This window comes from Rhizobium sp. ZW T2_16, from assembly GCF_044987325.1.
In the GTDB taxonomy this organism is placed as follows: Bacteria; Pseudomonadota; Alphaproteobacteria; order Rhizobiales; family Rhizobiaceae; genus Neorhizobium; species Neorhizobium cellulosilyticum.
In genome coordinates this window covers 1-19,725 of the sequence record NZ_JBJDRG010000004.1, presented here as the reverse complement: position 1 = coordinate 19,725, position 19,725 = coordinate 1, and the positions used below count along the sequence as shown (strand labels likewise).

Annotated in this window: 24 protein-coding genes and 3 pseudogenes; 12 read left to right on the top strand and 15 right to left on the bottom strand. The window is 57.3% G+C overall.

Annotated elements, in window-relative coordinates:
• Window positions 1-247: 247 nt before the first annotated feature.
• From ACI3K0_RS13085 to ACI3K0_RS13075, 3 genes are read right to left on the bottom strand one after another with little or no spacing between them, the layout of a single operon-like run.
• The gene (locus tag ACI3K0_RS13085) at window positions 248-1,030 is read right to left on the bottom strand and encodes a sensor histidine kinase (protein ID WP_404945394.1); all 783 of its coding nucleotides are present in this window, start codon (window positions 1,028-1,030) and stop codon (window positions 248-250) included.
• The gene (locus tag ACI3K0_RS13080; RefSeq protein ID WP_286194979.1) at window positions 916-1,380 is read right to left on the bottom strand and encodes a PAS domain-containing protein; all 465 of its coding nucleotides are present in this window, start codon (window positions 1,378-1,380) and stop codon (window positions 916-918) included. Before ACI3K0_RS13080 ends, ACI3K0_RS13085 begins: the two co-directional genes overlap by 115 nt.
• Complete coding sequence (locus tag ACI3K0_RS13075) at window positions 1,377-2,177, bottom strand: alpha/beta fold hydrolase (RefSeq protein WP_206827726.1); 801 nt, start codon at window positions 2,175-2,177, stop codon at window positions 1,377-1,379. Before ACI3K0_RS13075 ends, ACI3K0_RS13080 begins: the two co-directional genes overlap by 4 nt.
• 279 nt (window positions 2,178-2,456) lie before the next feature.
• On the opposite strand from ACI3K0_RS13075, the gene ACI3K0_RS13070 reads away from it, so the two are divergent.
• Window positions 2,457-2,648 carry a CsbD family protein gene (locus tag ACI3K0_RS13070; RefSeq protein WP_183688166.1) on the top strand — a complete coding sequence of 64 codons (192 nt, stop codon included), beginning with the start codon at window positions 2,457-2,459 and terminating at the stop codon, window positions 2,646-2,648.
• 53 nt (window positions 2,649-2,701) lie between these two features.
• Here the strand turns inward: ACI3K0_RS13070 and ACI3K0_RS13065 are convergent, their stop codons facing one another.
• The 6 genes and pseudogenes from ACI3K0_RS13065 to ACI3K0_RS13040 all read right to left on the bottom strand — a co-directional run bounded on the left by ACI3K0_RS13065 (window position 2,702) and on the right by ACI3K0_RS13040 (window position 7,363).
• Window positions 2,702-3,328 carry a hypothetical protein gene (locus ACI3K0_RS13065; protein ID WP_404945393.1) on the bottom strand — a complete coding sequence of 209 codons (627 nt, stop codon included), beginning with the start codon at window positions 3,326-3,328 and terminating at the stop codon, window positions 2,702-2,704.
• Between the two features lie 259 nt (window positions 3,329-3,587).
• Window positions 3,588-4,343: a hypothetical protein gene (locus ACI3K0_RS13060; RefSeq protein WP_183688601.1), complete on the bottom strand. Its 756-nt coding sequence runs from the start codon at window positions 4,341-4,343 to the stop codon at window positions 3,588-3,590.
• A gap of 187 nt (window positions 4,344-4,530) precedes the next feature.
• Window positions 4,531-5,532 (bottom strand): annotated as a pseudogene (locus tag ACI3K0_RS13055) (site-specific integrase); the annotation flags it as partial.
• A gap of 91 nt (window positions 5,533-5,623) precedes the next feature.
• On the bottom strand, window positions 5,624-6,706 hold the full coding sequence (locus tag ACI3K0_RS13050; RefSeq protein ID WP_206829540.1) for a tyrosine-type recombinase/integrase: 1,083 nt from the start codon (window positions 6,704-6,706) through the stop codon (window positions 5,624-5,626).
• A gap of 1 nt (window position 6,707) precedes the next feature.
• On the bottom strand, window positions 6,708-7,109 hold the full coding sequence (locus ACI3K0_RS13045) for a type II toxin-antitoxin system VapC family toxin (RefSeq protein ID WP_206829541.1): 402 nt from the start codon (window positions 7,107-7,109) through the stop codon (window positions 6,708-6,710).
• Window positions 7,109-7,363 (bottom strand): type II toxin-antitoxin system Phd/YefM family antitoxin, encoded by a 255-nt coding sequence (locus ACI3K0_RS13040; protein ID WP_206829542.1) that lies wholly within the window; start codon window positions 7,361-7,363, stop codon window positions 7,109-7,111. The genes ACI3K0_RS13045 and ACI3K0_RS13040 overlap by 1 nt, the downstream gene beginning before the upstream one ends.
• A gap of 234 nt (window positions 7,364-7,597) precedes the next feature.
• On the opposite strand from ACI3K0_RS13040, the gene ACI3K0_RS13035 reads away from it, so the two are divergent.
• From ACI3K0_RS13035 to ACI3K0_RS13000, 8 genes and pseudogenes are all read left to right on the top strand, one after another.
• The gene (locus tag ACI3K0_RS13035) at window positions 7,598-8,551 is read left to right on the top strand and encodes a DUF1403 family protein (protein WP_404945392.1); all 954 of its coding nucleotides are present in this window, start codon (window positions 7,598-7,600) and stop codon (window positions 8,549-8,551) included.
• Between the two features lie 2 nt (window positions 8,552-8,553).
• On the top strand, window positions 8,554-9,249 hold the full coding sequence (locus ACI3K0_RS13030) for an SMC-Scp complex subunit ScpB (RefSeq protein WP_206829544.1): 696 nt from the start codon (window positions 8,554-8,556) through the stop codon (window positions 9,247-9,249).
• A 122-nt stretch (window positions 9,250-9,371) separates the two neighbouring features.
• The gene (locus ACI3K0_RS13025) at window positions 9,372-10,589 is read left to right on the top strand and encodes an MFS transporter (RefSeq protein WP_404945391.1); all 1,218 of its coding nucleotides are present in this window, start codon (window positions 9,372-9,374) and stop codon (window positions 10,587-10,589) included.
• A 60-nt stretch (window positions 10,590-10,649) separates the two neighbouring features.
• A pseudogene (locus ACI3K0_RS13020) lies at window positions 10,650-10,907 on the top strand (recombinase family protein); the annotation flags it as partial.
• Between the two features lie 381 nt (window positions 10,908-11,288).
• Window positions 11,289-11,924 (top strand): DUF1062 domain-containing protein, encoded by a 636-nt coding sequence (locus tag ACI3K0_RS13015; RefSeq protein WP_404945390.1) that lies wholly within the window; start codon window positions 11,289-11,291, stop codon window positions 11,922-11,924.
• Between the two features lie 223 nt (window positions 11,925-12,147).
• Window positions 12,148-12,501: a hypothetical protein gene (locus tag ACI3K0_RS13010; RefSeq protein WP_404945389.1), complete on the top strand. Its 354-nt coding sequence runs from the start codon at window positions 12,148-12,150 to the stop codon at window positions 12,499-12,501.
• 1,738 nt (window positions 12,502-14,239) lie between these two features.
• Window positions 14,240-14,713, top strand: a complete 474-nt coding sequence (locus ACI3K0_RS13005) for a hypothetical protein (protein WP_404945388.1) — start codon at window positions 14,240-14,242, stop codon at window positions 14,711-14,713.
• On the top strand, window positions 14,622-15,410 hold the full coding sequence (locus ACI3K0_RS13000; RefSeq protein WP_404945387.1) for a hypothetical protein: 789 nt from the start codon (window positions 14,622-14,624) through the stop codon (window positions 15,408-15,410). The genes ACI3K0_RS13005 and ACI3K0_RS13000 overlap by 92 nt, the downstream gene beginning before the upstream one ends.
• 242 nt (window positions 15,411-15,652) lie before the next feature.
• Here ACI3K0_RS13000 and ACI3K0_RS12995 read toward each other — a convergent pair whose 3' ends face one another.
• The 5 genes from ACI3K0_RS12995 to ACI3K0_RS12975 form a co-directional block, all read right to left on the bottom strand.
• Entirely contained in the window at window positions 15,653-15,976 is a 324-nt protein-coding gene (locus ACI3K0_RS12995; protein ID WP_404945519.1) for a transposase, read from the bottom strand.
• A gap of 2 nt (window positions 15,977-15,978) precedes the next feature.
• Complete coding sequence (locus tag ACI3K0_RS12990) at window positions 15,979-16,755, bottom strand: transposase (protein ID WP_404945386.1); 777 nt, start codon at window positions 16,753-16,755, stop codon at window positions 15,979-15,981.
• Between the two features lie 92 nt (window positions 16,756-16,847).
• Window positions 16,848-17,378, bottom strand: coding sequence for a hypothetical protein (locus tag ACI3K0_RS12985; RefSeq protein ID WP_404945385.1), 531 nt, complete (start codon window positions 17,376-17,378; stop codon window positions 16,848-16,850).
• A 53-nt stretch (window positions 17,379-17,431) separates the two neighbouring features.
• Entirely contained in the window at window positions 17,432-17,860 is a 429-nt protein-coding gene (locus ACI3K0_RS12980; protein ID WP_404945384.1) for a hypothetical protein, read from the bottom strand.
• Window positions 17,861-17,963: 103 nt separating this feature from the next.
• On the bottom strand, window positions 17,964-18,344 hold the full coding sequence (locus ACI3K0_RS12975; RefSeq protein WP_404945383.1) for a hypothetical protein: 381 nt from the start codon (window positions 18,342-18,344) through the stop codon (window positions 17,964-17,966).
• Between the two features lie 259 nt (window positions 18,345-18,603).
• On the opposite strand from ACI3K0_RS12975, the gene ACI3K0_RS12970 reads away from it, so the two are divergent.
• From ACI3K0_RS12970 to ACI3K0_RS12960, 3 genes and pseudogenes are all read left to right on the top strand, one after another.
• A complete protein-coding gene (locus tag ACI3K0_RS12970; RefSeq protein ID WP_404945382.1) occupies window positions 18,604-18,915 on the top strand; it encodes an immunity 53 family protein in 312 nt (103 codons plus the stop codon).
• Between the two features lie 73 nt (window positions 18,916-18,988).
• A pseudogene (locus ACI3K0_RS12965) lies at window positions 18,989-19,090 on the top strand (IS5/IS1182 family transposase); the annotation flags it as partial.
• A gap of 69 nt (window positions 19,091-19,159) precedes the next feature.
• Entirely contained in the window at window positions 19,160-19,555 is a 396-nt protein-coding gene (locus ACI3K0_RS12960) for a ribonuclease E inhibitor RraB (RefSeq protein WP_404945381.1), read from the top strand.
• Here the strand turns inward: ACI3K0_RS12960 and ACI3K0_RS12955 are convergent.
• Window positions 19,502-19,725: hypothetical protein (locus tag ACI3K0_RS12955; protein WP_404945530.1), on the bottom strand; the 224-nt coding region annotated here is incomplete at its 5' end. The two genes, ACI3K0_RS12960 and ACI3K0_RS12955, sit on opposite strands and share 54 nt — an antisense overlap.

The window sequence follows — 19,725 nt, the reverse complement described above, 5'->3', positions numbered from 1 at the left end:
GACGAGGCCAATGTCAGAGACCCCTGACACCCGCAACATCGGCTTTCTATGCCGCGACACCGGCCACATGACAGCCGAGCGACTGGACAGGATCTTCGATCTCCATCGCTATCAGTGCCTGATCTTTCAAGAATGAGTACATCGAATGCCATCTTTGACCTTGGTTGTGTAGGGTCATAAGCAGGCATCCCCGCGTTTGTTCCGGATTACCCGGAATGCCTTCGGTGGGCTCTACTGCCGCAGATTGTTATCTGTATTCAACCGACCCGCCTGGTCCGTTCAACGGCATTGTAAAGGTAAACATGGTCTCGTCCTCTCCTGAGGATACGTCCAGAGTACCGCCATGCACTGTTGCGATCTGTTTTGCAATGAATAGTCCCAGACCGAGTCCGTCCTTGTAGCCCTCAGACTGTCCGCGAACAAAGGGATCGAAGAGAGTTGGGATCACTGCATCCGGGATAGGCTTGCCGCCGTTAGCGACGGACAGGCGCAGTTGGCCGTGTCTCGTTTTACAATCAAGGCGAATGGGTTGGGTCTTGTCCCCATGGGTCAAGGCATTGCCGAGAAGGTTCGATACCAACTGTCCGATTTTCAGGGGATCGCAGGTTAGCGGCTGGAGAGGCTCGTAGGACGCGAGAATTTCATGATCAGGATGAACCGCTCGCAGTTCCTGAACAACCTGGTCGATCAAGAGCTGCAGCGACTGTTCCGTTTGCAGGCTCAGGCCGATACCAGTTCCTAGCCGGGCGCGAGCAAAGTCGAGGATGTTCTCGATCAGGCTCGACATCCGCAGCGCGCTGCCTTGCATCAGTCCAAGGACCTGTTTGCCCCGGTCGCTAAGCGCTTCCTTAGCCAGCATACGCGTGGCCGCAGTGATCGACGCAACGGGATTTCGGAGATCGTGGCTGAGAATGGCTACAAACTGCTCCCGAAGAACCCCATCCGCCTGTTCCTGCCGAAATCCCTCTTCGGCACTGTCTCGCTGGCTGACCAGCTCTCGTTCATACAACCGGCGCTCGGCAGCCAGCACAAACGCAATACGCGTCGTGTCAGGTAGACCGGCCGTATCAAGGTCTGCGAAGCAGACATGATCACGGGAATGGCTTTTCCATCGCGTCTCTTGAGATCAATGGTGACCTCACTTACGCCCTGCTGCAGCCTCAGCAGCAGTGCAAGATTGGTCTCGTAAAGAATGCGTGCGGCAATGCTGAGAATATCGCGCAGCCGCTTCCCATCAATCCCACCGGATGGATATCCGAGAAGTGACGATATCCAGTTGTTGGCTTGGATAATTACCCCATCGGGCGCGACCAGAAGGTAGCCGCATGGCGCATCGTCGAATAGTTGCTTGTAATCGAGGTTAGCCTGCCGCTCCGTCATCCCGATGTTTGAACGAAATCCATGATCGCCCTCGTGACTTCGTTGGGTGCGCTGAGATTAGGACAATGTCCGGTGGCGTCGAGAAGGACGAGCTTGCTGCCCGCGACGTGGTCTCGAACATACTCGCCGACGTTTTCCCCGGCGATAATGTCGTCGCGACATTGAAGGATCAGAGTTTTCGCGGTCACCTTAGGCAGATCGGCACGGTTGTCGGATGTGAACGTGGCACGCGCAAACTGAAGCGCGATCTGCGGGGCAGTCCGGCAGAAGTTCTGTGTGAGCTCCTGGCCAAGCTCTGGCCGCTCGGCGTTACCCATGATCGCCGGAGCCATGGTCGCCGACCACGCGAGAGGATTGTCCGCAAACGAGGCCAACAGCTCGTCTATGTCCGATCGCTCGAATCCACCAACGTACTCACCGTCGTTGATGTATCGAGGGGAGGGGCCAACCATGATCAGTGTATCAAAGATTTCAGGGGCCTTGAGCGACGCGACTACACCAATCATCGCGCTCACCGAGTGTCCGACAAAGATTCCATTTCGGATCCCGAGCTCATGACAGAGATCGACGATGTCTGCGGCATAGCCATCGAGAGATGCGTATTTTACAGGATCGTACGCTGACAGATCGGACTGGCCAGCACCGACATGATCCATGGTGACGACTTTGAAAGTCTGCTCAAAATGAGGTGCCACGAACCGCCACATGGTCTGGTCGCAGCCAAACCCGTGGGCGAAGACCATGGTGCGATCGCCTGAGCCGGCGGCTTTCACGTTGTTTTTGCTGAGAACTGACATTGGCTTTCCATCAAGAGGATCTTGCCACCTCTCGAGGTTCGGATGGAAAGTCTCCTCAGACTATTGCGTTTCCGGTTGCTCGTCCATGTAAACAGTGTTGGTTGCTCACCAAAAGCCGTCCTTTCGCGAGTTGGCCAGCTGAATTGGGAACGATGTGGCTCCCCGAGTGTTCACTCATCAAGCGGATCGTTAAACGGTCTGGTAATGGACTTCCCCGGCAGATGACCGGATAGCGACTTGGAAGACCGTGCGTCCCCGCTCGATACAGGAGATCCCATTATGGGTTCCACAGCTGATAAAGTTTCCGGCAAGGCGAATGAAATGACCGGCAAGGCAAAGCAGGCCGTTGGCGGCGCCACCGACAACAACAAGCTCCAGGCAAAGGGTGCCGCCCAGGAAGCAAAGGGTGATGCACAGCAGGCCAAGGGTGAAGCCAAGGACGCGGTGGAAAAGGTCGTCGACAAGACCTGATCGTTCCTGCCACAGAATGAGTGATGGCCCGCAAACGCGGGCCATTTTTTATGTCACTCTGGCAAAGGCTCGGCAGCTTCTGGGCCGCCCGCGGGCTGGTCGGTTGGTTTGGCCACTTCACCTGCAGGCCTATCGTCTCTGCCGCCGGATTGCCTCTGCCGCTGGACGCCACCGGCTGACGTGTCGCGTGTCTCCTGCGTAGGGCTCCGCAATGTTTGACGCCCTTCGCCGGTGTCCGCATCGCTGATAGACGGCGGATGGAGAAAGACCTCACGCTTCTCGCGTTCGCCCAAGGCCTCGACGTTCGCTTGCCAGAATGCGTCAGCGTCCATCGGGTCCATTTCCCATTCGCGACTATTGGCGATGTTGTCGTCCACTTTCGCCAGCCGTCTGCCACCTAACTCCAGATATCCCATCGCTGTATCGTAAGATGGTGTCTGCAAACTATCGTTGGGCTGCGGGTCAAGATCTTCCGTCCTGCCCAGGATCTGCAGGAGCGAGTCGTGCTCGGGCTTGCCGACGCTCACCTCAAGAAACCGATCTATGGTGCTCCTGGTTTCATGTCCGCCAGACGATGCGTTCGCTGTGTGAAGAACGATCGCCTGACCTGTCGATGGATCGGTCTCGAGCGACCAGCTGTCTCCATTGGCGCTGAGCGAGAATGTTTTGCCGTCAGTCATATTCCGGCTTCCTTGTCGGAGAGAGCGGCCCCAACAGGGTGCTGGGGACAAAGGCAACGCGGTGCTGCGGTTGACGCGCTTACATCCAACGGCAGCATGAAAGCGTTGGTTCGCCGCTCTTTCAGTCGTCTATGAAGTGAGATCTACGGGAGGTGCAGCGGCACATAGGCTAAACAGCTCGGCGACATCGATTGTTCCGGTCGCCCACTAGAGCAGCCGCGCGCGCCCACTGCGACAATTTCCGCGGCGATCTCATCGATTAGAGCTCAAGCTGGACAAGCGCTCTTTTGAGGGGAGCATCTGAAATCTGAATCGCGCCAGCAAATGGAATGTCCATGTCCAGGACAAGATAGATCGACGCCGCCACGAGACCAGAAGAGACGACGAACATGCCTGCTATCACTGGGTTGAATGGTGCGCGATATCCAAACGACGCGAAGATCAACGTCAACCAGGCGATCAGCATGACGATCAACGGTGTAGGAATGATCCCCTCGGATTGCTCTACTATGGACCAGCGTTGCTCGACGATCTGCCGATACTGGCGCTGCGCCTCAGTTATCAGGGAAAGGTGATATCCGTCGGCCGGTTGGAGCATGGCCAGATGATCGCCAATAGTTGCAAGTCGTTGCTCAGCCAATCTGGAGCCCGGTGCTTGGTTGGCACGCTCGGGCGCATCGATTGCCGCGGCTAAATAGTCTTTCAGGCTTTGCCGTGCTTGGACAGCACCCAAGCCATACGTCCGCAAGCTACGATCAAGAAGGATAATCTGGGTGGCGTAGGAATGAACATTGCGGTCAATCGTTTCATAGGTCGCCTTCGACGAATTGATCATCAGTCCGAACACCAGCGACGTCATGATCGCAAAAATATTCGCAATCAGCCTGACGATGGTGTTTGTCTCGTCGTCTCTGTGGTGAGCCGGAAGCCGCGGGCAAAGCCACATGACACCGAACGCCGCACTGATCAAAATGAAAAACACCCCAACTGAACCGATGATTTCTTCCAATGACAGCTATCCTTGGTCGTGAAAGTATGTTCGAGACATTGCGCAAAGCGCTTTGCAGATTTCAGGATCCCCCGATCTCCAGAGCGGGCCGTCCCAGAATTGAAAGTTATAGTTCGCTACGCTGCATCAAAAGATGCAGAATTATTCTGCGGCTGCCTCGCCCCATGGTCAACAAGCCAGCGTTTTGCGAATATCACAGAAGTCGTGCCGCACGCCCACTTCGCCGCGTCGCGTTATTGTAATAGCTCGATGCCTGCTGCACCGATCGATGCCGTGACTGCTCCATCGCCTCGGGGAGCGGGATCCCACGATTAGCTGCCTCGGTCAGATATCCCGACCGCAACCCATGTGCCGAAAACTCCTCAGGCTCCAACCCAGCCATCGCCGCCCGCTGCTTGACGATATCGTTGACCGATTTCGGATCCAGCACCCGCTTGGACACATTGCCCCAGCGATCGACCTTTCGGAACACAGACCCAGCCTCGATCTTTGCCGCCGTCATCCATGCATCAAGCGCCTCGACCGGCCGGCGGGTAAGATAGACAACCTCGTCGTGATCGGCACCGGATGTTTTCGTCCGTCCGAGACGAATGGCAAGCGAGGGGAGGGGAGGGCCGCCTTCGACAACGATCGTTGGCTCGACCGTTAGCTGCTCGCGACGCAGTCCAGCAATCTCGCTGCGCCGGCGTCCACCTGAGGCGAACGCGACCATCAGGATCGCCCGGTCGCGGAGATCGCGCAGGCTGCCGCTCGCACAGGTCGCCAGCATTTTGGCCAGCACATCACCGGTGACCGCCTTGGCGCTCTTTCTTTTGCGTGGTCGCGGCGTGGCCCGTACAGCGAGACGAATGGCCGACTTGAGGGCAGGGGAGGCGAAGGCTCCGGAAAGCCCGCGCCATTTCGTCAGGGTCGACCAGCTGGCCAGCCGCCGGCGCACGGTGTCAGGCGCATGCGGGCCGGTCACCTTCAGAAAACCCTGGTTGCGGAGGCTTTGCTCCACGGCTGCCGCCATTCCGTGCTCCGGATCGGTTTCGCGCTTTGCCGGATCCCACAAATGATGCGCCACGAATTTCAGCAGCAGCGCCTCGGGCGCCGGCCAGGGCAAAGACTTCCCCGTGGCCGCCAGCGACCAGGCCTGTAAATAGGCAAGATCGGAGGTGAGCGCGCGAAGCGTGTTTTCACCCATGCTGTGGCTTTTAGCTCCCGATTTCAATTGAAGCGCTAAGCGAGAATTCCGACACTAAAATCTCCGCTTACGATTTCATGCGGAGGAGGGGAGGGGCCAGCTAAAGCCCTGAAGCCTTGGTCAAATTCACGCGGAAGCGGTCACGCCGGCGCTGGTACCGGCGGGTCATTTCGGCTGATGCATGGCCTAGCTGCTTCTGCACATATCGCTCGTCGACCTCGGCAGACGAGGCGAGGCCCGCGCGCAGGGAGTGGCCCGAGAATTTGAACTGACGCTCGATCTCGGCCAGATCGCCTCGAATACCCGCAGCCATGGCGGTGCGCTTGACCAGGCGGGCGATTTCCTTGTCGTTCAAGCGCTCCGATCCAACCGCTTTGCCCTGTCCCGTGACCCGACGGAAGAGGGGACCGTGCGCAAGCTTGGCGAACTTGATCCACGTTTCGATCGCGGCGACCGGGCAGGTTGCATCGGCCGAGCCGCGGCCGACCTCGACCTCTCGCCATCCGGTCTTGCCGCGTAAGGTGAGGAGCATGCCTTTGTCGAGGATCTCGATCCAACCGCGTCCGTCCTCGGTCTGATCGGCTTTCAGATCAAGGCCAACGATCTCTGACCGTCGAAGTCCACCAGTGTAGCCGATTAGCAGCATCGCCCGGTCGCGCATGCCACGCAGGGTGCCGCGATCGAGTGTTTCTAGCATGGCGATGATGTCGGTCGCCATGACCGCTTCCTTCTGGACCGGTGGGCGGGCATGGCTGTTTCGAATGCCGGCCATGACAATGGCGATATGCCGGTCCTTGCGATCGAGGCTCAGGCCGCGTTGCGCATAATTCCACGAAATCGAAGAGAGGCGGCGCTCAATCGTCGAAACGGAATTTGCTTTTGCTCCGCGGTCAACGGATCCCGAGGCGCAGGCTGTGATGTAGAGACCGACGGTCGCCGGATGTGGGGGGAGGGGGGAAAGACTGGAGCGACGGCACCAGGCAGAAAAGTGCTTCCAGTCGGATGCGTAGGCTTTTCTAGTGTTGATCGAGCTGGCTGCCTCGACGTAGCTTCGAGCGCGATCGGTGAGGTCTTGCAGGTGGCCCGACAGGCTGGACCCCGGTTGTGGGGCAGGGGAGGAGATTTCTGCTCTGGAAATGGAAGGCTCGTCCGCCACAGCTTGTCCACCGAGGATGTTGCTCATCTCACGCTTCCCATGGATTGATCACGGCTGCGCCTGTGTCCTCAAAGTCCTTGACGTTGCGAGTGACGAGGATCAGGTCATGGACGATTGCAGTGGCTGCGATCAGCCCGTCGATGTCTCCGCGCGGACGGATCGCGGCGATGCGGCCCCATTCGACTGCGATCTCGTCGGTCACGGTAAGGATGCGGTCAGCATGATCGTGGCGCAGCTTGCGCAGCCATTCGGCAAGATGTCCCGCAGCCTTGGGATCTGTTTTTTGTTTTAAGGCAATACCGCGCATGATCTCACCAAGCGTCAGCGCACTCAAGTGGACGCTGAGAGGATCGACCGAGCGCAGCCACGACACTGCCTGTGGAGTGCCCCGCCTTGCCTCCGAGACAATATTCGTATCCACTAGATACATCAGAAGGCCACGTCGCGGCTTGAGACTTTGGCCCGTGCGTCGACCGTGTCGGTGAAGGCGTCATCCCAAGGCGGACCGGCAAGCAGATCATCGACCAAAGTCGGTCGCCCTGCGCGCAAGGCGTCGTAGTCTTTTGCGGACAAGACAACCGCCGTCCGCTCGCCACGCACGGTTATCTCTTGCGGGCCTTCAAAGCGGGCTTTTTGCACTACTTTCGAAAATTGGTTTTTAGCGTCCTGCAGCTGCCAATCCATGAATCCGCTCCGATCTAGCTAGGCTGTCTAGCCACAAATAGCACTGTTCTCAATCATCCGAAAGCCACGGAGTGCATGTTTAGAGGTAAAATCTTGGCGTCGCGGACTATCCAGTAACCATATCGACGACGTCCGATAATGCAAGATTATCGGACGTTTTACATCACCAACGGGCTGTGCGGTTTGCGTCAATATGGCTGGTATAAACCGCGCGCCTGATCTATGTTGTCGGACATGGATTCGATCACGACAGCGCAAAGTTCATCACCAACATGGTCGGCGAACCTGCCGGGCTGGACGGTGGCGCGCGGTCGCGACGTCGACGAGCGCGACGCGGCCTTCTCTGCCGGTATCGCTCTGAAATCGCTCGACGATCTGATCCGCGCCGACCCGCCATGGCTCGGCTGCTGGCGCGATCGCCTTGCCCTCAAATCAGCAGCTGTCGCTGCCCGAATGCTCGGGCGAGGCGAGGAAGAAGCCGCCATCCGCGACGCGGTTTTGTTGACGTCTGCAGGCGACGATCCCGGACCGGCCGGCAACATGTTTTTGGCCATGCGAATGCTGGTGCGTCGAACCGGGACGATCGCCACATCCTTCGTTAAGGAGCTTGCCGCGCTGCTGGGGATGAGATGGGACGAAAGCCTTGTCCAGGTTTCGGAGTTGATCGATACCGCGATCCAGTCCGGGCGCGCGGCACCCCTCGCAGTTGCTGAGCTTGTGTTGGCAATTACGACCCTTCGCCCGGACGCCGAGGTGCTCGCCCTTGGGCTGGGCGAGGTTGTGCTGGCGCATAAGCTGAATTGGCCGAAACCTGTGCCGCTACTGCTCCCCGAGCGTTTTGGCCCGGCGTTCCGCACCATCGGTGGTCGCGGTCGCGTTCGACCGGGAGAGCCCGCGTACCCGAAAGCGATCTGCCTGGCGCTGGTCGATGGCGTCGAGGCAGCGCTTCGCTCCGCGGTCGAAATCGATCGCCGCGCCGCAAGGCTGCTGGCCGTGGCGCCGAAGATACGGACCAAAGGCGCCGATCCGGTGGTGCGCCGGCTGCTGACCGAGGATGCCGTGCCGGCCTCCGCGCCCGGCTCAAAACTGTCGCGCTGGGCGGCGAACCGGCTGTTCGAGCGTCTCGAAAGTTTCGAGGCGGTGCGCGAGCTCTCCGGCCGCTCCGCTTTCCGGATCTTTGGATTATGACGATGGCCGGATCACATGCTGCCAAGCAAACTCGTAAGGAAAGGACGAAGGTCGCAAGCGAACGCTTGTTTGATCGTGAGCTGGAGGATCTGCCGGCGGAGATGCGCTGGCGGGAATGGATGATGCGGATCGAGGCGGTGATCTTTGCCTCCGCCGAGCCGGTCAGCCGCGAGACGCTGGCGCGGGTGGTCGGAAAAGACTGCAGCATCGATCTGCTCATCGATGATCTGCGCGAGGAACTGAGTTCCCGGCCCTATGAACTGTTGTCGGTCGCAGGCGGCTGGCAGCATCGGACGCGTCCGCGGTTCGCCGACACCATCCGCGCGTCTTCGGCGCCGACAAGAGGAGGGGCGGCGTTGCCGGAGTTCGAGGCGATGGTGCTGATGGCGGTGGGATATTTTCAACCGATCACCCGTGGTGACCTGTCGAAGATTTTTGGCAAGGAAGTCAGCCGCGACACCATCGGTAATCTGCGTGGCGCGGGTTTTATCGGCTCCGGGCCGCGCAGCCCGACGCCGGGGGCGCCGTATACCTACGTGACCACGCAGCACTTTCTCTCGGCTTTCAGTATGGAGACTCTGCGCGACTTGCCAAATATTGAAGCGCTGGAGGACGCCGGCTTGCTGAGCAGACACGCCGTACAAAGCGAAGCCGCTATGTCACAAGCTGAAGAAGTGGACGAGAACTTGATGGAGTGAAGTCGATCGTCCCCACCCGGTCGGTATTTCCAAATTTATGGCGACGAATCCGGGATGATCTCCATTGACGATGCCGAGTCACCCTTTAGGCTGCTGGGAACCGCGAAGGGGATCATTTCAAGATGGCAATGCCGCTTTTGGTTCGTAACCGAAACTATCGCCTCCTTCTGACGGCGGGAACGCTTACAAACCTTGGCGACGGAGTGATTGTCCTCGCGCTGCCTTGGCTCGCTACGCTGATGTCACGCGATCCGCTCGCGATTGCTGCTGTAGCAGCTGCCGGCAGTATGCCTTGGCTGCTGTTTGCCCTGCCGTCAGGCGTGATCATTGACCGAACTGATTGCCGCAAGTTGATCGCGCGTGCAGACATGATCCGGGCGGGCATCGTAACAGCTATCATGATGCTCGCTTTGAGCGAGCCGGTGGCCGGGGCTGTGTGGCTCCTGTCCGCCCTTGCCTTTCTTCTCGGATCTGCCGAGGTAATGCGGGACAACGCAGCTCAAACAATTTTGCCGTCTATTGTCGCATCAGCAGATCTGGAGGTTGCCAATGGTCAGATGTGGAGCGCAGAGCAACTGATGGGCCAGTTCATTGGGCCCCCTCTCGCAGGCGTACTGATCGGGCTGGGTATCGCAGTGCCTTTTGGCCTGGATGCCGCGGTGCTGGTGCTTGCAGCCGGCATGGTCTGGCTAATTACATTGCCCCCTCAACTGACGAACTCTGCGCGGTTTTGGCCGGCATTGTTTGAGGGCATAAACTGGATGCGAAAAGATCGCCTCCTGTTTAGGTTCGCCGTGACCTTGGGAATGGTGAACTTTCTGTTCTCGATGGCGACGACAATCACTATTCAGTTCTCCCAGGAGATCTTGGGGCTGTCTGCCGCTGAGCATGGGTTCTTGCTGTCCATGGCTGCGACAGCCGCGGTAGCTGGCAGTCTGGGAGCGCCGCTTATCACGAAACGGATTGGGGTTCAGGCCGCTCTCTACCTCTCGTTCCTGACGTGGGGGATTGCACACGCAGCCATTGGTCTCAGCTCCACGACGTGGGTGGTCGGCGCAGCAATGGCTTTGTTTATAGCGGCATCCATGCTTTGGAACGTCATCACCGTGTCATGGCGCCAGCGCCGCATTCCGGCAGAACTGCTGGGGCGGGTAAACAGCATTTACCGCTTCTTCGGCTGGGGATCGATGCCTCTTGGTGCTGTCGCTGCGGGGATACTGGTGTCGCTGATCGAGAACGAGGCCGGGCGCGAATTGGCTCTTCGCGGGCCGTTCGTTCTGTCGGCCGCCGGCTATCTGGTTTTGTTGGTTTACGCCAGATTGAAGCTGAGACTGCAGTAGGCAGGAGTTGCGGTTGCGCCGTCGCGACGCCGGTTTGCCATTCAAGTTTGGTTCTGGCGCCTGATCTTTCATGTCTTCGGGGTCATCGCTCATTTCGAACGCAGGTTGATCTCCGAATGTACCAAGGACGGTATCGCGGCAGCACGGGTAAAAGGAAAGTTGCTAGGCCGGCAGCCTCTCGACATGAAAAGGGTCGAAGCAGAAATCAAACTTATCGAAGCGAAAACCTCTCCGACGGAAGCCGCCCGGCAGCTTGGTCTTGGGCGCTCTACTGTCTATCGGGAGATGCGTCGTCTGGGTATCCAACGACCAGCATGATCAAATGGCATTATCGGAAGTTGCAAAAAAGCCGCAACACCACAGGTTTCAGCGTCCGCTGTCCTCGGGGGACTCCAAATCAAAGCGGTCATTTGGTATCGCTTTGGTTGAAGAGCGTTGGCGCATCGAGGTAGACTTTGCCTAAGTAAATACCGGTCTCAATCCAGTTTCACCCGTACGTCCTGATAGCAATAATGCTGTCGGCGTATGACTGTGTTCATCGGGTGGTGGCAAGAGACCGGTTTGGCATTGTTAAAATGTGCCAGTGCAGCTCTGCTGTCTCAGCTCTTCAGCCGCCCAATAGCATCGCCAACACCGCGCCCAATACGGGGTTTCTCATGCACCATCTTGGTGGACTTCCGAACGGAAGACCAAGACGGCATGTGCAATATACTTCAGGTCCAATGGACCCTTATACCCACAAAACCTCCCCAGCCGTGGATCGCATGCAGCGGATGTAGTGGCTTGAGAGCATTCCAATCTAGCGGCAAAATCCGGCTCAACGCCAATGGCCGCAAGCTCGATGCATGGCTTATCTACAAATGCCTTGTATGCGAGAAGACATGGAACCGACCTATCTTCGGGCGGCAGAATGTTCGCGACATCAATCCTGACACCCTTGCAGCGTTGCAGTCCAACGATCCTGAGTGGGTCCGGGCAGAGGCGTTTAACCTCGAACCTCTAAAGCGTAAGGCGCAAAGGGTTGATGAGTTTGACGATTACGCCATCGAAAAGGCCACGCTACGTGAAGCTGAGGGCTGGACAAAATTGGTGATCGACCTGGCAACTCCTATCCCGACCAGTATACGCCTTGATCGTTTGCTTGCGTCGGAGTTGAAGATTTCGCGCTCGCGCCTTCAGAAGCTGAACGAAGACGGTTTTCTCCAGGCAACATCTGACCGGGCCAACGCAATGCGGCGGCATATTAAAACCGGCACGGTGGTAATCATCGATCTATCCAACGAGGCGGATCGAGAGCAATCGTGGAAGCCTCTGGCGACGAGTGGACCGCTTTAGCCGCAATGGCGGAGGCCTGATATCCTCAGGCCTTCGTCACGAATGTTCAACTCTGCCGTTGTTTAGCGGGAAATCCAGCGACGCCCTCCATTTCGGGCTGCTGCTGGGGAGGTCGCCAATGGGCGGCAATCCGACATGACGCAGAAGCGCCAACACCGGACATTGCGGTAACGGAATGAATAGCTTTATCTTGCGGCGTACAGTGTGAACCAAGAGGCCCATCTTGAAAGACACTCTCGTTTATATCGCCGGACCGTTCATCGTTCTGTCTATCATTTTTTTGGTATCTAGCCCTTTCGCTTTAATCTTTCACGCCATGATCGCTTTCATTAAGCGGAGGATAGGTGGTTTAGCAGCGGCCGCCTTCTACGGCGCTGAAGTGATCGGCACATATCTTTGGTTCAGATGGATTATGGACCCGATTTCTGCGGGCTTTGATGCCAACCTTTATGATGGCCCTGTAGGCTTCGGGGCAGGTATGTTTGGGGGCTTCATCATGTTCTTTTGCGGAATGCTTGTGATACTCAACGGTATTGGGCTGTACCGATTATTCCGCAAGGCACCGCAGCGCCCATGAAAGGGATGCAGAGTCCGCTTCGGGGCCGAAAGCCGACCCGCCACCCTGACATCATCTACACTGGTTCGTGTTCGGAATGATCTCTTCCACATTTGGCGCAGCACTTAACCGGTGTCGTTTGACGGGGATAATAGGAAATCTTTTCAGTTTTCCATAGCGAACGCGTCCCACCTGGACAGAATGGATCAGAGGTAAGACGGTGCCATCAGAGGTCACAGATTATGAAGTCATTCTAACGGTTCTGCATTATGCGTTAATAGAAATCAGAGCAGCTGAGAACCTAAGAAAAGCGCAAATTCTGGCGGACGTGTTCCACAACGTGCCCAATGGAATTGCATCAAGCAGGCCGCCCGAAGAAATTCGAAGAAAACTAGACGAATCGGCAACTCGGTTAGGTTGCCAAGACTATATCGACGGCCTCTTTGTCAGCGCTCTGCGAAACATGAACAGATAGCGCAATTTGTCTGCTTCGGGCCCGATAGCGGCCCACCGCCCTGACATCTGGCACCGTTTACGCTGTTTCGTACAAGGAATGATCTCGTCCACATTTGGCGCAGGACTTAGCGGGGGTCGTCTGACGGGGATAATAGGAAACCTTTTCGGTGTTCCAAAGTGAGCGCGTCCCACTTGGACAGAATATCGATGTACCACACGTCGGACACTTGAAGTAGTAGAGGAGAACAATTGCTTCGGGGAGAAGGTAACTGAGTGCGACCGCGAATGCCGCCCAGATACCATACGCGTTGTAGATCATGAAACTGCCAGGACCCACGATCAGGAATCCGACTGTTGATAGTGTTCCGTATACCATCGCTCGCTTGTAAAGTGACATGCAATGCGCCTTGGTGAAACTGTAGAACTCTCGCAGAATTTCATTATTCGGCGTTGGAATGCTGGTTGGACTAACGTCCTCTCAGCCGACGGGCAAGATGCGAAAATGGGGCTGCGTCACCCCACCGCCCTGACATCGAAGAATTGCTTTGTCGGCCGCTCTGCGCCAATTGCGGTCATTGGCAGTCCAACCTAGAATGACATGTGGGCAGCCAAATGGACGACGCGATTGGAAACATCAACACTCAGAGCTTGCGTTCAGGCGGTTTGCCTCTTGATATCGGCTGACCAAGTCTCTGCAGCGGAAACAGCTCGCCTAAGTGCCAAAGCCGATCCCATCATCATTCAAGAAGTTCTAAAAATAGGGCGACAAGCCCCTGAAAAAACAGCAGCATCGTTGGACCTCATCTGCTCCAAGAACTCGACGCTGCATCTGGTCCTAACAACAAGGCTACCGGGCCCCCGGCGGGCTATCGAAACAGGCCGAGATACTGCCTCGCTGTTCATAGGCAATCAGGAACAGAAGGTTGAGCTGGCTCTCGTTAAGCGAGGGCGCGACCTTAGTTGGCTTGAATCTGCGGTATTGAAGGACGGAGAAGGCGGCCCGGACATCTTGCTAACGGCACCACTCGCGGCTGATGACGCGACTGCCATTGGCTCAGCATTCGGTAACACGCCACCATCGAAAGTGTCTGTCATAGGCTACGCCGAAACGGGAGTGTTCATGACTGGCATTGTTGCTGGGCGAGCCGTTTCTGAGTTCAGCTCCTCATGTTTAGCTAAATAGCGTTTCATCCCGACGGCCGCTTAGGGCCGGAGGCTGTCTTCCGCATCGCGCCATTAGCAGCCATAATCGACTGAGGTAGCATGCCGAAGAGTTGGGAAGTTGCGCTCAGGACTGCTAAATGTGAGCATGTTCGCTCACGAAGCCCGCCGTATCCGAGAAATCGCCGCGAAGGACACCGCGTTCCAAGGCGTATCCGAGGCTGAACTCAATGCCGCCGAGGCGCGCCTTGCCCAAGCGGCCACGATCGACAGCTTCCGGCTGGAAGCGATGAGAACGCTGGCGCTCGGCCGGAATGGCCACAGCCGTGCCATCGCCAATATTGCTGTCCAGGTGGCGCCTATACGCCTTGTGTGGCTGGCAGATGGGCCCTGCCTCGTTGAGGGACTGCAAGCGGGCGCTCGGCTTCTTGCGGTGAACGGCATATCGGTCGCGGAAATCTTCGCTAGGCTTCGCCCTTACCTTGCTGGCACGGATCAGAGAGCGCGGGCACTTGGCCGGGTTCATGCTGGCCTGGCCGCCCGCTGTAGCGCTGGCAACAGACGTTCCGACTGCTCCGGTCTACAGCTTTGCGACCGTCGGCGGGGATCGGGTTGATTTCGGCGCCATCGATACGGTCCCGGCAGAGTCGCTCTACCCCATGAGAGAGCGCGGAGTTGCAGACCAGCTGATCGCCCGGGGAATCGGCGAAGCCGGCACGGAAGGTCGCGGGACCTTCCTCCGTCAGCTTGCAGGGCAAGTATCCTATGTCCGGATCGGCGATCTCGGCGTCGCTCCGCCTGCGGCGACCGTGGCGCAACTCTCGGCCATCGCGACGCAAATTCGGGGTACCCGCCGTCTCGTTGTCGATCTGCGCGGCAACCCGGGCGGCGACTTCTTCGGCGCCGCCACCTTTGCACGCGACCTGCCAGAGGTCGCTCCCGGGGCGGCGCTCGCGGTTTTGATCGACAAGTTCACCTTCTCGGCGGCGCTCGTCGCCGCGGCGCTGCTGAAATTCCGCGCGGGCGGTCGTCTCGTCGGCGAGGAGATGGGAGACGCGGCAGCCTTTCACGCCGAGGGTGGCACCGAGCTATTCCCGCAGTCAGGCCTTTTGATCCGCTATTCGGACGGCTGGCACGATTGGGCAGAAGGTAAGCCCGACCCCGTTCTGACACCACCGGAGATCGCACGCGAGATGGTGCCGGCGGGATCGCTTATGCCCGACGTAGTCGCCGCGCCGACTTGCGCCGATCTGGCTGGTGGCCGCGACACCACACTCGCGGCTGCGCTCATGATGGTCCGAGCACCGCACTGACGGGGCGCTCCCTGTCGCAAAATTCCCGAATTTCGCGCGATTTAATAGCCTGACTTACGCGGTGTCGCAAAACTAGGTAGAGCGTGTCAAAAGGTTAGACCCGACGAGTTTTAGCGTCAGCTTGGGCCGTCAGGGTGGAAACTTTGGCGCCTCGGCTGGTGCTGGCCTGGAATCTCTTTCTGATCGTACTTGGTAGACTCATTTAGTGCGATGATGTTGTTTTTTGGGTCGCCAAGCTCTCCTCAAGCTCTGACGGCGGCGATCAGGTCGGGAACGCCTGCGAGGGTGATGGCTCTGCGAATGTTGTAGGCGAGCGCCGTCAGGCTGAATTCACCGCGGACGTTCTCCAGCCTTCGCGTCAGGAAGGCACCCTGATACATCCATTGCTTGATGGTCCCGAATGGGTGTTCAACGCTTTCGCGTCGTTGGTTCAACACCTCTGGCCTGGCGGCAGACGCGCTGCCATCCGGTCCAGCACCGCTTCGTTTTCGACCCGCCCCACCCTTCGTGCAGTGCTGCTTGAGGTCACAGGATCGGCAAGCGTCGCGGTTGCAGTATTCGACCAGCTTCAGATCACGCGTCTTTTTCTCGTAGCGTGGAGAAAGACGCTGTCCGGCCGGGAGATGTAGACATCGGTCTCTGCGTCGTAACGGAACTCGTCCTTGGAAAAGAAGCCTTCTCGGACCGCTGCTCCCCGGAGTGGCTTGGGAACATAGGCCGTGATACCAGCTTTCTCGCAAGCCTCAATGTCTTCAACCTTGAAGTAGCCGCGATCGGCCACAACGTTGATTTCGTCCACGCCGAGATTGTCCATCGCCGCCTCCGTTGTCTGGGTCAGCAAGCCCATATCGACAACCTGGCTGCTGACCTCCTGTTCGGCGATCAGCTTGTGCTTCACATCCACGGCGAGCTGTACGTTGTAACCGACGGCGACTTTAGTCATCCGCGCCATCGCCCGGGCGTCCGGATTGGTCAACGAAATCTGGTCTTCACCCGAGCGATCCAGTTCGTCGAGCAATGCCTTATGACGGTCTCGTTTACCTTTGATCGCCGCGGTCAGCCACATAGCTTCAACATTACGCCCTGCCTCACGTTCCAGCCTTCGACTTGAGGGGATGCGGTTCAGGTAGCCGTAGATGAAAAGCTTCAGTAAGACCGAAGGATGATAACAGGGGCGTCCGGTTTGCGCAGGCGACATGCGGCCGAAACCGGCCCCCGCCAAATCCATCGCATCAACAAATGCCTCGATCACCCGAGCAGGGTGATCTTCGTCGATCCAATCCTCAAGGCGGTCCGGAAACAGCGTAGCCTGATCGCGACTGATGCCTTCGATATAGCCTGACATTGCCACCTCCGATCGACGAAGATGATTCTACATCAGAATCGAGTTTTTACACAGCCTCGGCCGAAAGCAGGCGTTGATGCAAAGGCCTTGCTTTAAATTTGTTCTGGATTACCTGCGGCGAATTCCCGTATGAAACGTTCCGGATCACGGACATATCGCGCCGCGTTTGAACGCATGACTGCCCGAATGAGCGAAGTCCCATTAGGTCGGACAATTGCGCCGTCTCGCGTTACCAACACGCATGCTGTATCCTGCGCAAGTGAGCAAATTTGCGCCACAAGCGGCATAGAAAGGTTGGCAACGTCCAAACGAAATTGCACCCCTTCAATACCGGGCTCTCCAAGGACGACTTGCACATCGTTTGTCTTCTCATCACCCCATATACGCAAGCTCGGGCTCCAAGATGTCTTCTCAGGCATCATTGAGTTCAATCGCTCAAACAGATGCATTATTGTGGGACTTGAAAAGTCTTGATTAACAGCCTCAAGCTGCGCTCGCGTCATTCGTGCGGCAGCCGCCCCATTAATGATTGCGGCCGACGACGGCATTAGATCAAAAGCGAATTGCCAAATTGCCATGTCGAAATCATTATTGCCTGATGCGGTTTTTGCAACCTGTATCATGACCGCAAAGGGCCCGAAAGCGGTCCCCACCGCCCTGACATCAGCCGGTCACGTCACTCCTGATCAGTACGTTGCCACACGATCTGCGGTTGATCGCGAGAAACGACGTCGAGGCACTGTCCACCGGTGACAAAACGGTAGTGCTCCGAACCGGGAAGCGCGGTTTCGAAAACCTCTCGCTGCGCCGCCCAGAACGGACTTCCTTGGATCTTATATGCGAAGTGGTTTGCGATCGCTCCAACCCGTGGGATGTCGCTCTCCTCTAATGGAAGATGCAATTCCTCGATTACGCGAAACAGTACGACGTGGGGGAATACAAGTTTCACGAGGTCGCGGCGTCCAGCAATCGAGAAGAAAACAGTAAGCTTATCAGCGTTGGTCATTCGGTCATGCTCCATCACGAGACGATCGATCTCAGCCGCAGTGGCCGGGGCGTTGATGTCGAAGTCGATAGGGATGTAGCGGATGATGTCGGTGTGCATTTCGCTTCTATGAAGGTCGATTGTTAATCGGATGTGCCTAGATAGGCGCTGGGAATTGAGCCAGAGGCGCGGACAACGCAAGCCCGCACCCTGATATCCGTCGCTAGATAACGCTGAAGTCAACGCGCTCCGCGCCGATGTAAAAATCAGAGGAGCGAACCTGTTCAACCGTACGCTCTGTATCGCCTAGGCAGTCAAAGTCGACAAACGTGATGCCGCCTTCAATCGTGATCGCTATTCCAAAAGAAATCACGCTTTGGGTTGAGTTGGCGCGCTGCTCGATCCTAAATTCACGAACATTGTGGAAGTCGATCCGGCAAGATCTCCATGTCGGCTCGTCTGCATCGTCGTCTTGGCATGTCAGCGTGATTTGGATATGCGGAAGAGTGCGCTCCGCATAGTCAACCGATATTGCCCCGAGGACTGAGTCATTGAAGTGGTCAAACCGGCGAAGTACGTCGGATGCCGAGGACGGGCTTAGCATTCGGGCGCCTGTCTAAAGATGAACGCGATCAGAGCAGCACAGTACTGTCGCGCCTGCAACCAAGTGATTAAACACCCGCACCCTAACATCTTCGTCGTGCCGGTTTGACCGTTTTGCGCCACTAGCGGTCATTGCCGCTCCTCTCTTATCAGGCTACCAACGTTTAGGTCGTAAACTCATAAACTTGGGATTCTAAGCTGACAGTGTGTGGTCGCTTATTCTCAGTTGGATGCTGTTCAGGTTCAGGTAGCGTTGTCAAATGGATGTTTTAGACTGGTTTTCGCGCTGGTACGAAGCGCAGTGTGACGGTGACTGGGAACACGGCTTCGGTCCGTCGATCAGCACGGTTGACAATCCTGGTTGGTCACTGACGATCAATCTCGCCGGGACAGACTGCGATGGTCGGACACTCGAACGGATCACTTATAATTACGAGGACGAAGCCGACTGGTGGACATGCTGGACGGAGAATAACGTATTTCACGGTGTTGGCGGTCCTCTTCACCTTCGATCAGTTCTTGAGGCATTTCGAGACTGGGCGACGATTGTCTCGCCATCTCTCCCGAACTAGCCGCACACTAAGAAACGGGGTTCAAATACGGGTATGTCTTTGATTCACTGAAACCTTGATTTGGAGGCCTGTCATGACCCGTCTCCGGTTTGATGTCACGGATTTCGAGTGGACTGTTATTCAGCCGTTGTTACCGAATAAGCCGCGTGAAGTGCCACGGGTCGACATGGCCCGAAAGCGCTATTGACGGACCTCCGAATGTCACATCAGTTGCATCGAGGCTCGAAGCGCTCTACTGGAAGGAATGCTTCAAGGTATCTTGTTCGGTGTTGTTATGGCGACAATTCTCGACCCTATCGGGGTGGATGAGGTGCGGTTGAGGGCTGAGCGAGCGGCTGACGCGGACGTACTCTCCAGCTTGCACCGAAATGGGGATTGCGCCGCCGCAGTCCGCTCAATTGACCTTCGCTTCGTCGGGTCCGCGTCAGGAACATCAGGGCTCTCGGCCAAGTCTGCGGACCTCGGATTAACTGTCATCCAGTCTGTGCAGATACCGGACGGTACCACGGCTATCGACTTATCCGTACACTCGGATGCGCTGCCTTCCACAATTGACCGCCTGACTGTGATTGCACTGAAAATCGAGTCACGTTTCAACTTGAGATATGACGGATGGGGGACGGTCGCCACCAAGTGCTGATTTGCTGGAAGTCCCTTGTGGCCCGACGGCGATCTTCGGCTCTGCGCCATGTGTGGACGGCTCCGGTTTGGCAAGAGTTTTGTCGACTTTTTGCACGTTGCTGGTCGGAGCTGCCATGTGTCCGGCCTTTGGATGCGGCACAGAACGAGGCCGCTGGCCATAATGCTCTC

Bases quoted from the DNA above. Each gene is read 5' to 3' on its own strand.
- ACI3K0_RS13080 (WP_286194979.1), bottom strand. From the start codon at position 1,380: ATGACGGAGCGGCAGGCTAACCTCGATTACAAGCAACTATTCGACGAT.
- ACI3K0_RS13075 (WP_206827726.1), bottom strand. From the start codon at position 2,177: ATGTCAGTTCTCAGCAAAAACAACGTGAAAGCCGCCGGCTCAGGCGAT.
- ACI3K0_RS13070 (WP_183688166.1), top strand. From the start codon at position 2,457: ATGGGTTCCACAGCTGATAAAGTTTCCGGCAAGGCGAATGAAATGACC.
- ACI3K0_RS13065 (WP_404945393.1), bottom strand. From the start codon at position 3,328: ATGACTGACGGCAAAACATTCTCGCTCAGCGCCAATGGAGACAGCTGG.
- ACI3K0_RS13050 (WP_206829540.1), bottom strand. From the start codon at position 6,706: ATGAGCAACATCCTCGGTGGACAAGCTGTGGCGGACGAGCCTTCCATT.
- ACI3K0_RS13045 (WP_206829541.1), bottom strand. From the start codon at position 7,109: ATGTATCTAGTGGATACGAATATTGTCTCGGAGGCAAGGCGGGGCACT.
- ACI3K0_RS13040 (WP_206829542.1), bottom strand. From the start codon at position 7,363: ATGGATTGGCAGCTGCAGGACGCTAAAAACCAATTTTCGAAAGTAGTG.
- ACI3K0_RS13035 (WP_404945392.1), top strand. From the start codon at position 7,598: ATGGATTCGATCACGACAGCGCAAAGTTCATCACCAACATGGTCGGCG.
- ACI3K0_RS13030 (WP_206829544.1), top strand. From the start codon at position 8,554: ATGGCCGGATCACATGCTGCCAAGCAAACTCGTAAGGAAAGGACGAAG.
- ACI3K0_RS13025 (WP_404945391.1), top strand. From the start codon at position 9,372: ATGGCAATGCCGCTTTTGGTTCGTAACCGAAACTATCGCCTCCTTCTG.
- ACI3K0_RS13015 (WP_404945390.1), top strand. From the start codon at position 11,289: ATGTGCAATATACTTCAGGTCCAATGGACCCTTATACCCACAAAACCT.
- ACI3K0_RS13000 (WP_404945387.1), top strand. From the start codon at position 14,622: ATGCTGGCCTGGCCGCCCGCTGTAGCGCTGGCAACAGACGTTCCGACT.
- ACI3K0_RS12990 (WP_404945386.1), bottom strand. From the start codon at position 16,755: ATGTCAGGCTATATCGAAGGCATCAGTCGCGATCAGGCTACGCTGTTT.
- ACI3K0_RS12985 (WP_404945385.1), bottom strand. From the start codon at position 17,378: ATGATACAGGTTGCAAAAACCGCATCAGGCAATAATGATTTCGACATG.
- ACI3K0_RS12980 (WP_404945384.1), bottom strand. From the start codon at position 17,860: ATGCACACCGACATCATCCGCTACATCCCTATCGACTTCGACATCAAC.
- ACI3K0_RS12975 (WP_404945383.1), bottom strand. From the start codon at position 18,344: ATGCTAAGCCCGTCCTCGGCATCCGACGTACTTCGCCGGTTTGACCAC.
- ACI3K0_RS12970 (WP_404945382.1), top strand. From the start codon at position 18,604: ATGGATGTTTTAGACTGGTTTTCGCGCTGGTACGAAGCGCAGTGTGAC.
- ACI3K0_RS12960 (WP_404945381.1), top strand. From the start codon at position 19,160: ATGCTTCAAGGTATCTTGTTCGGTGTTGTTATGGCGACAATTCTCGAC.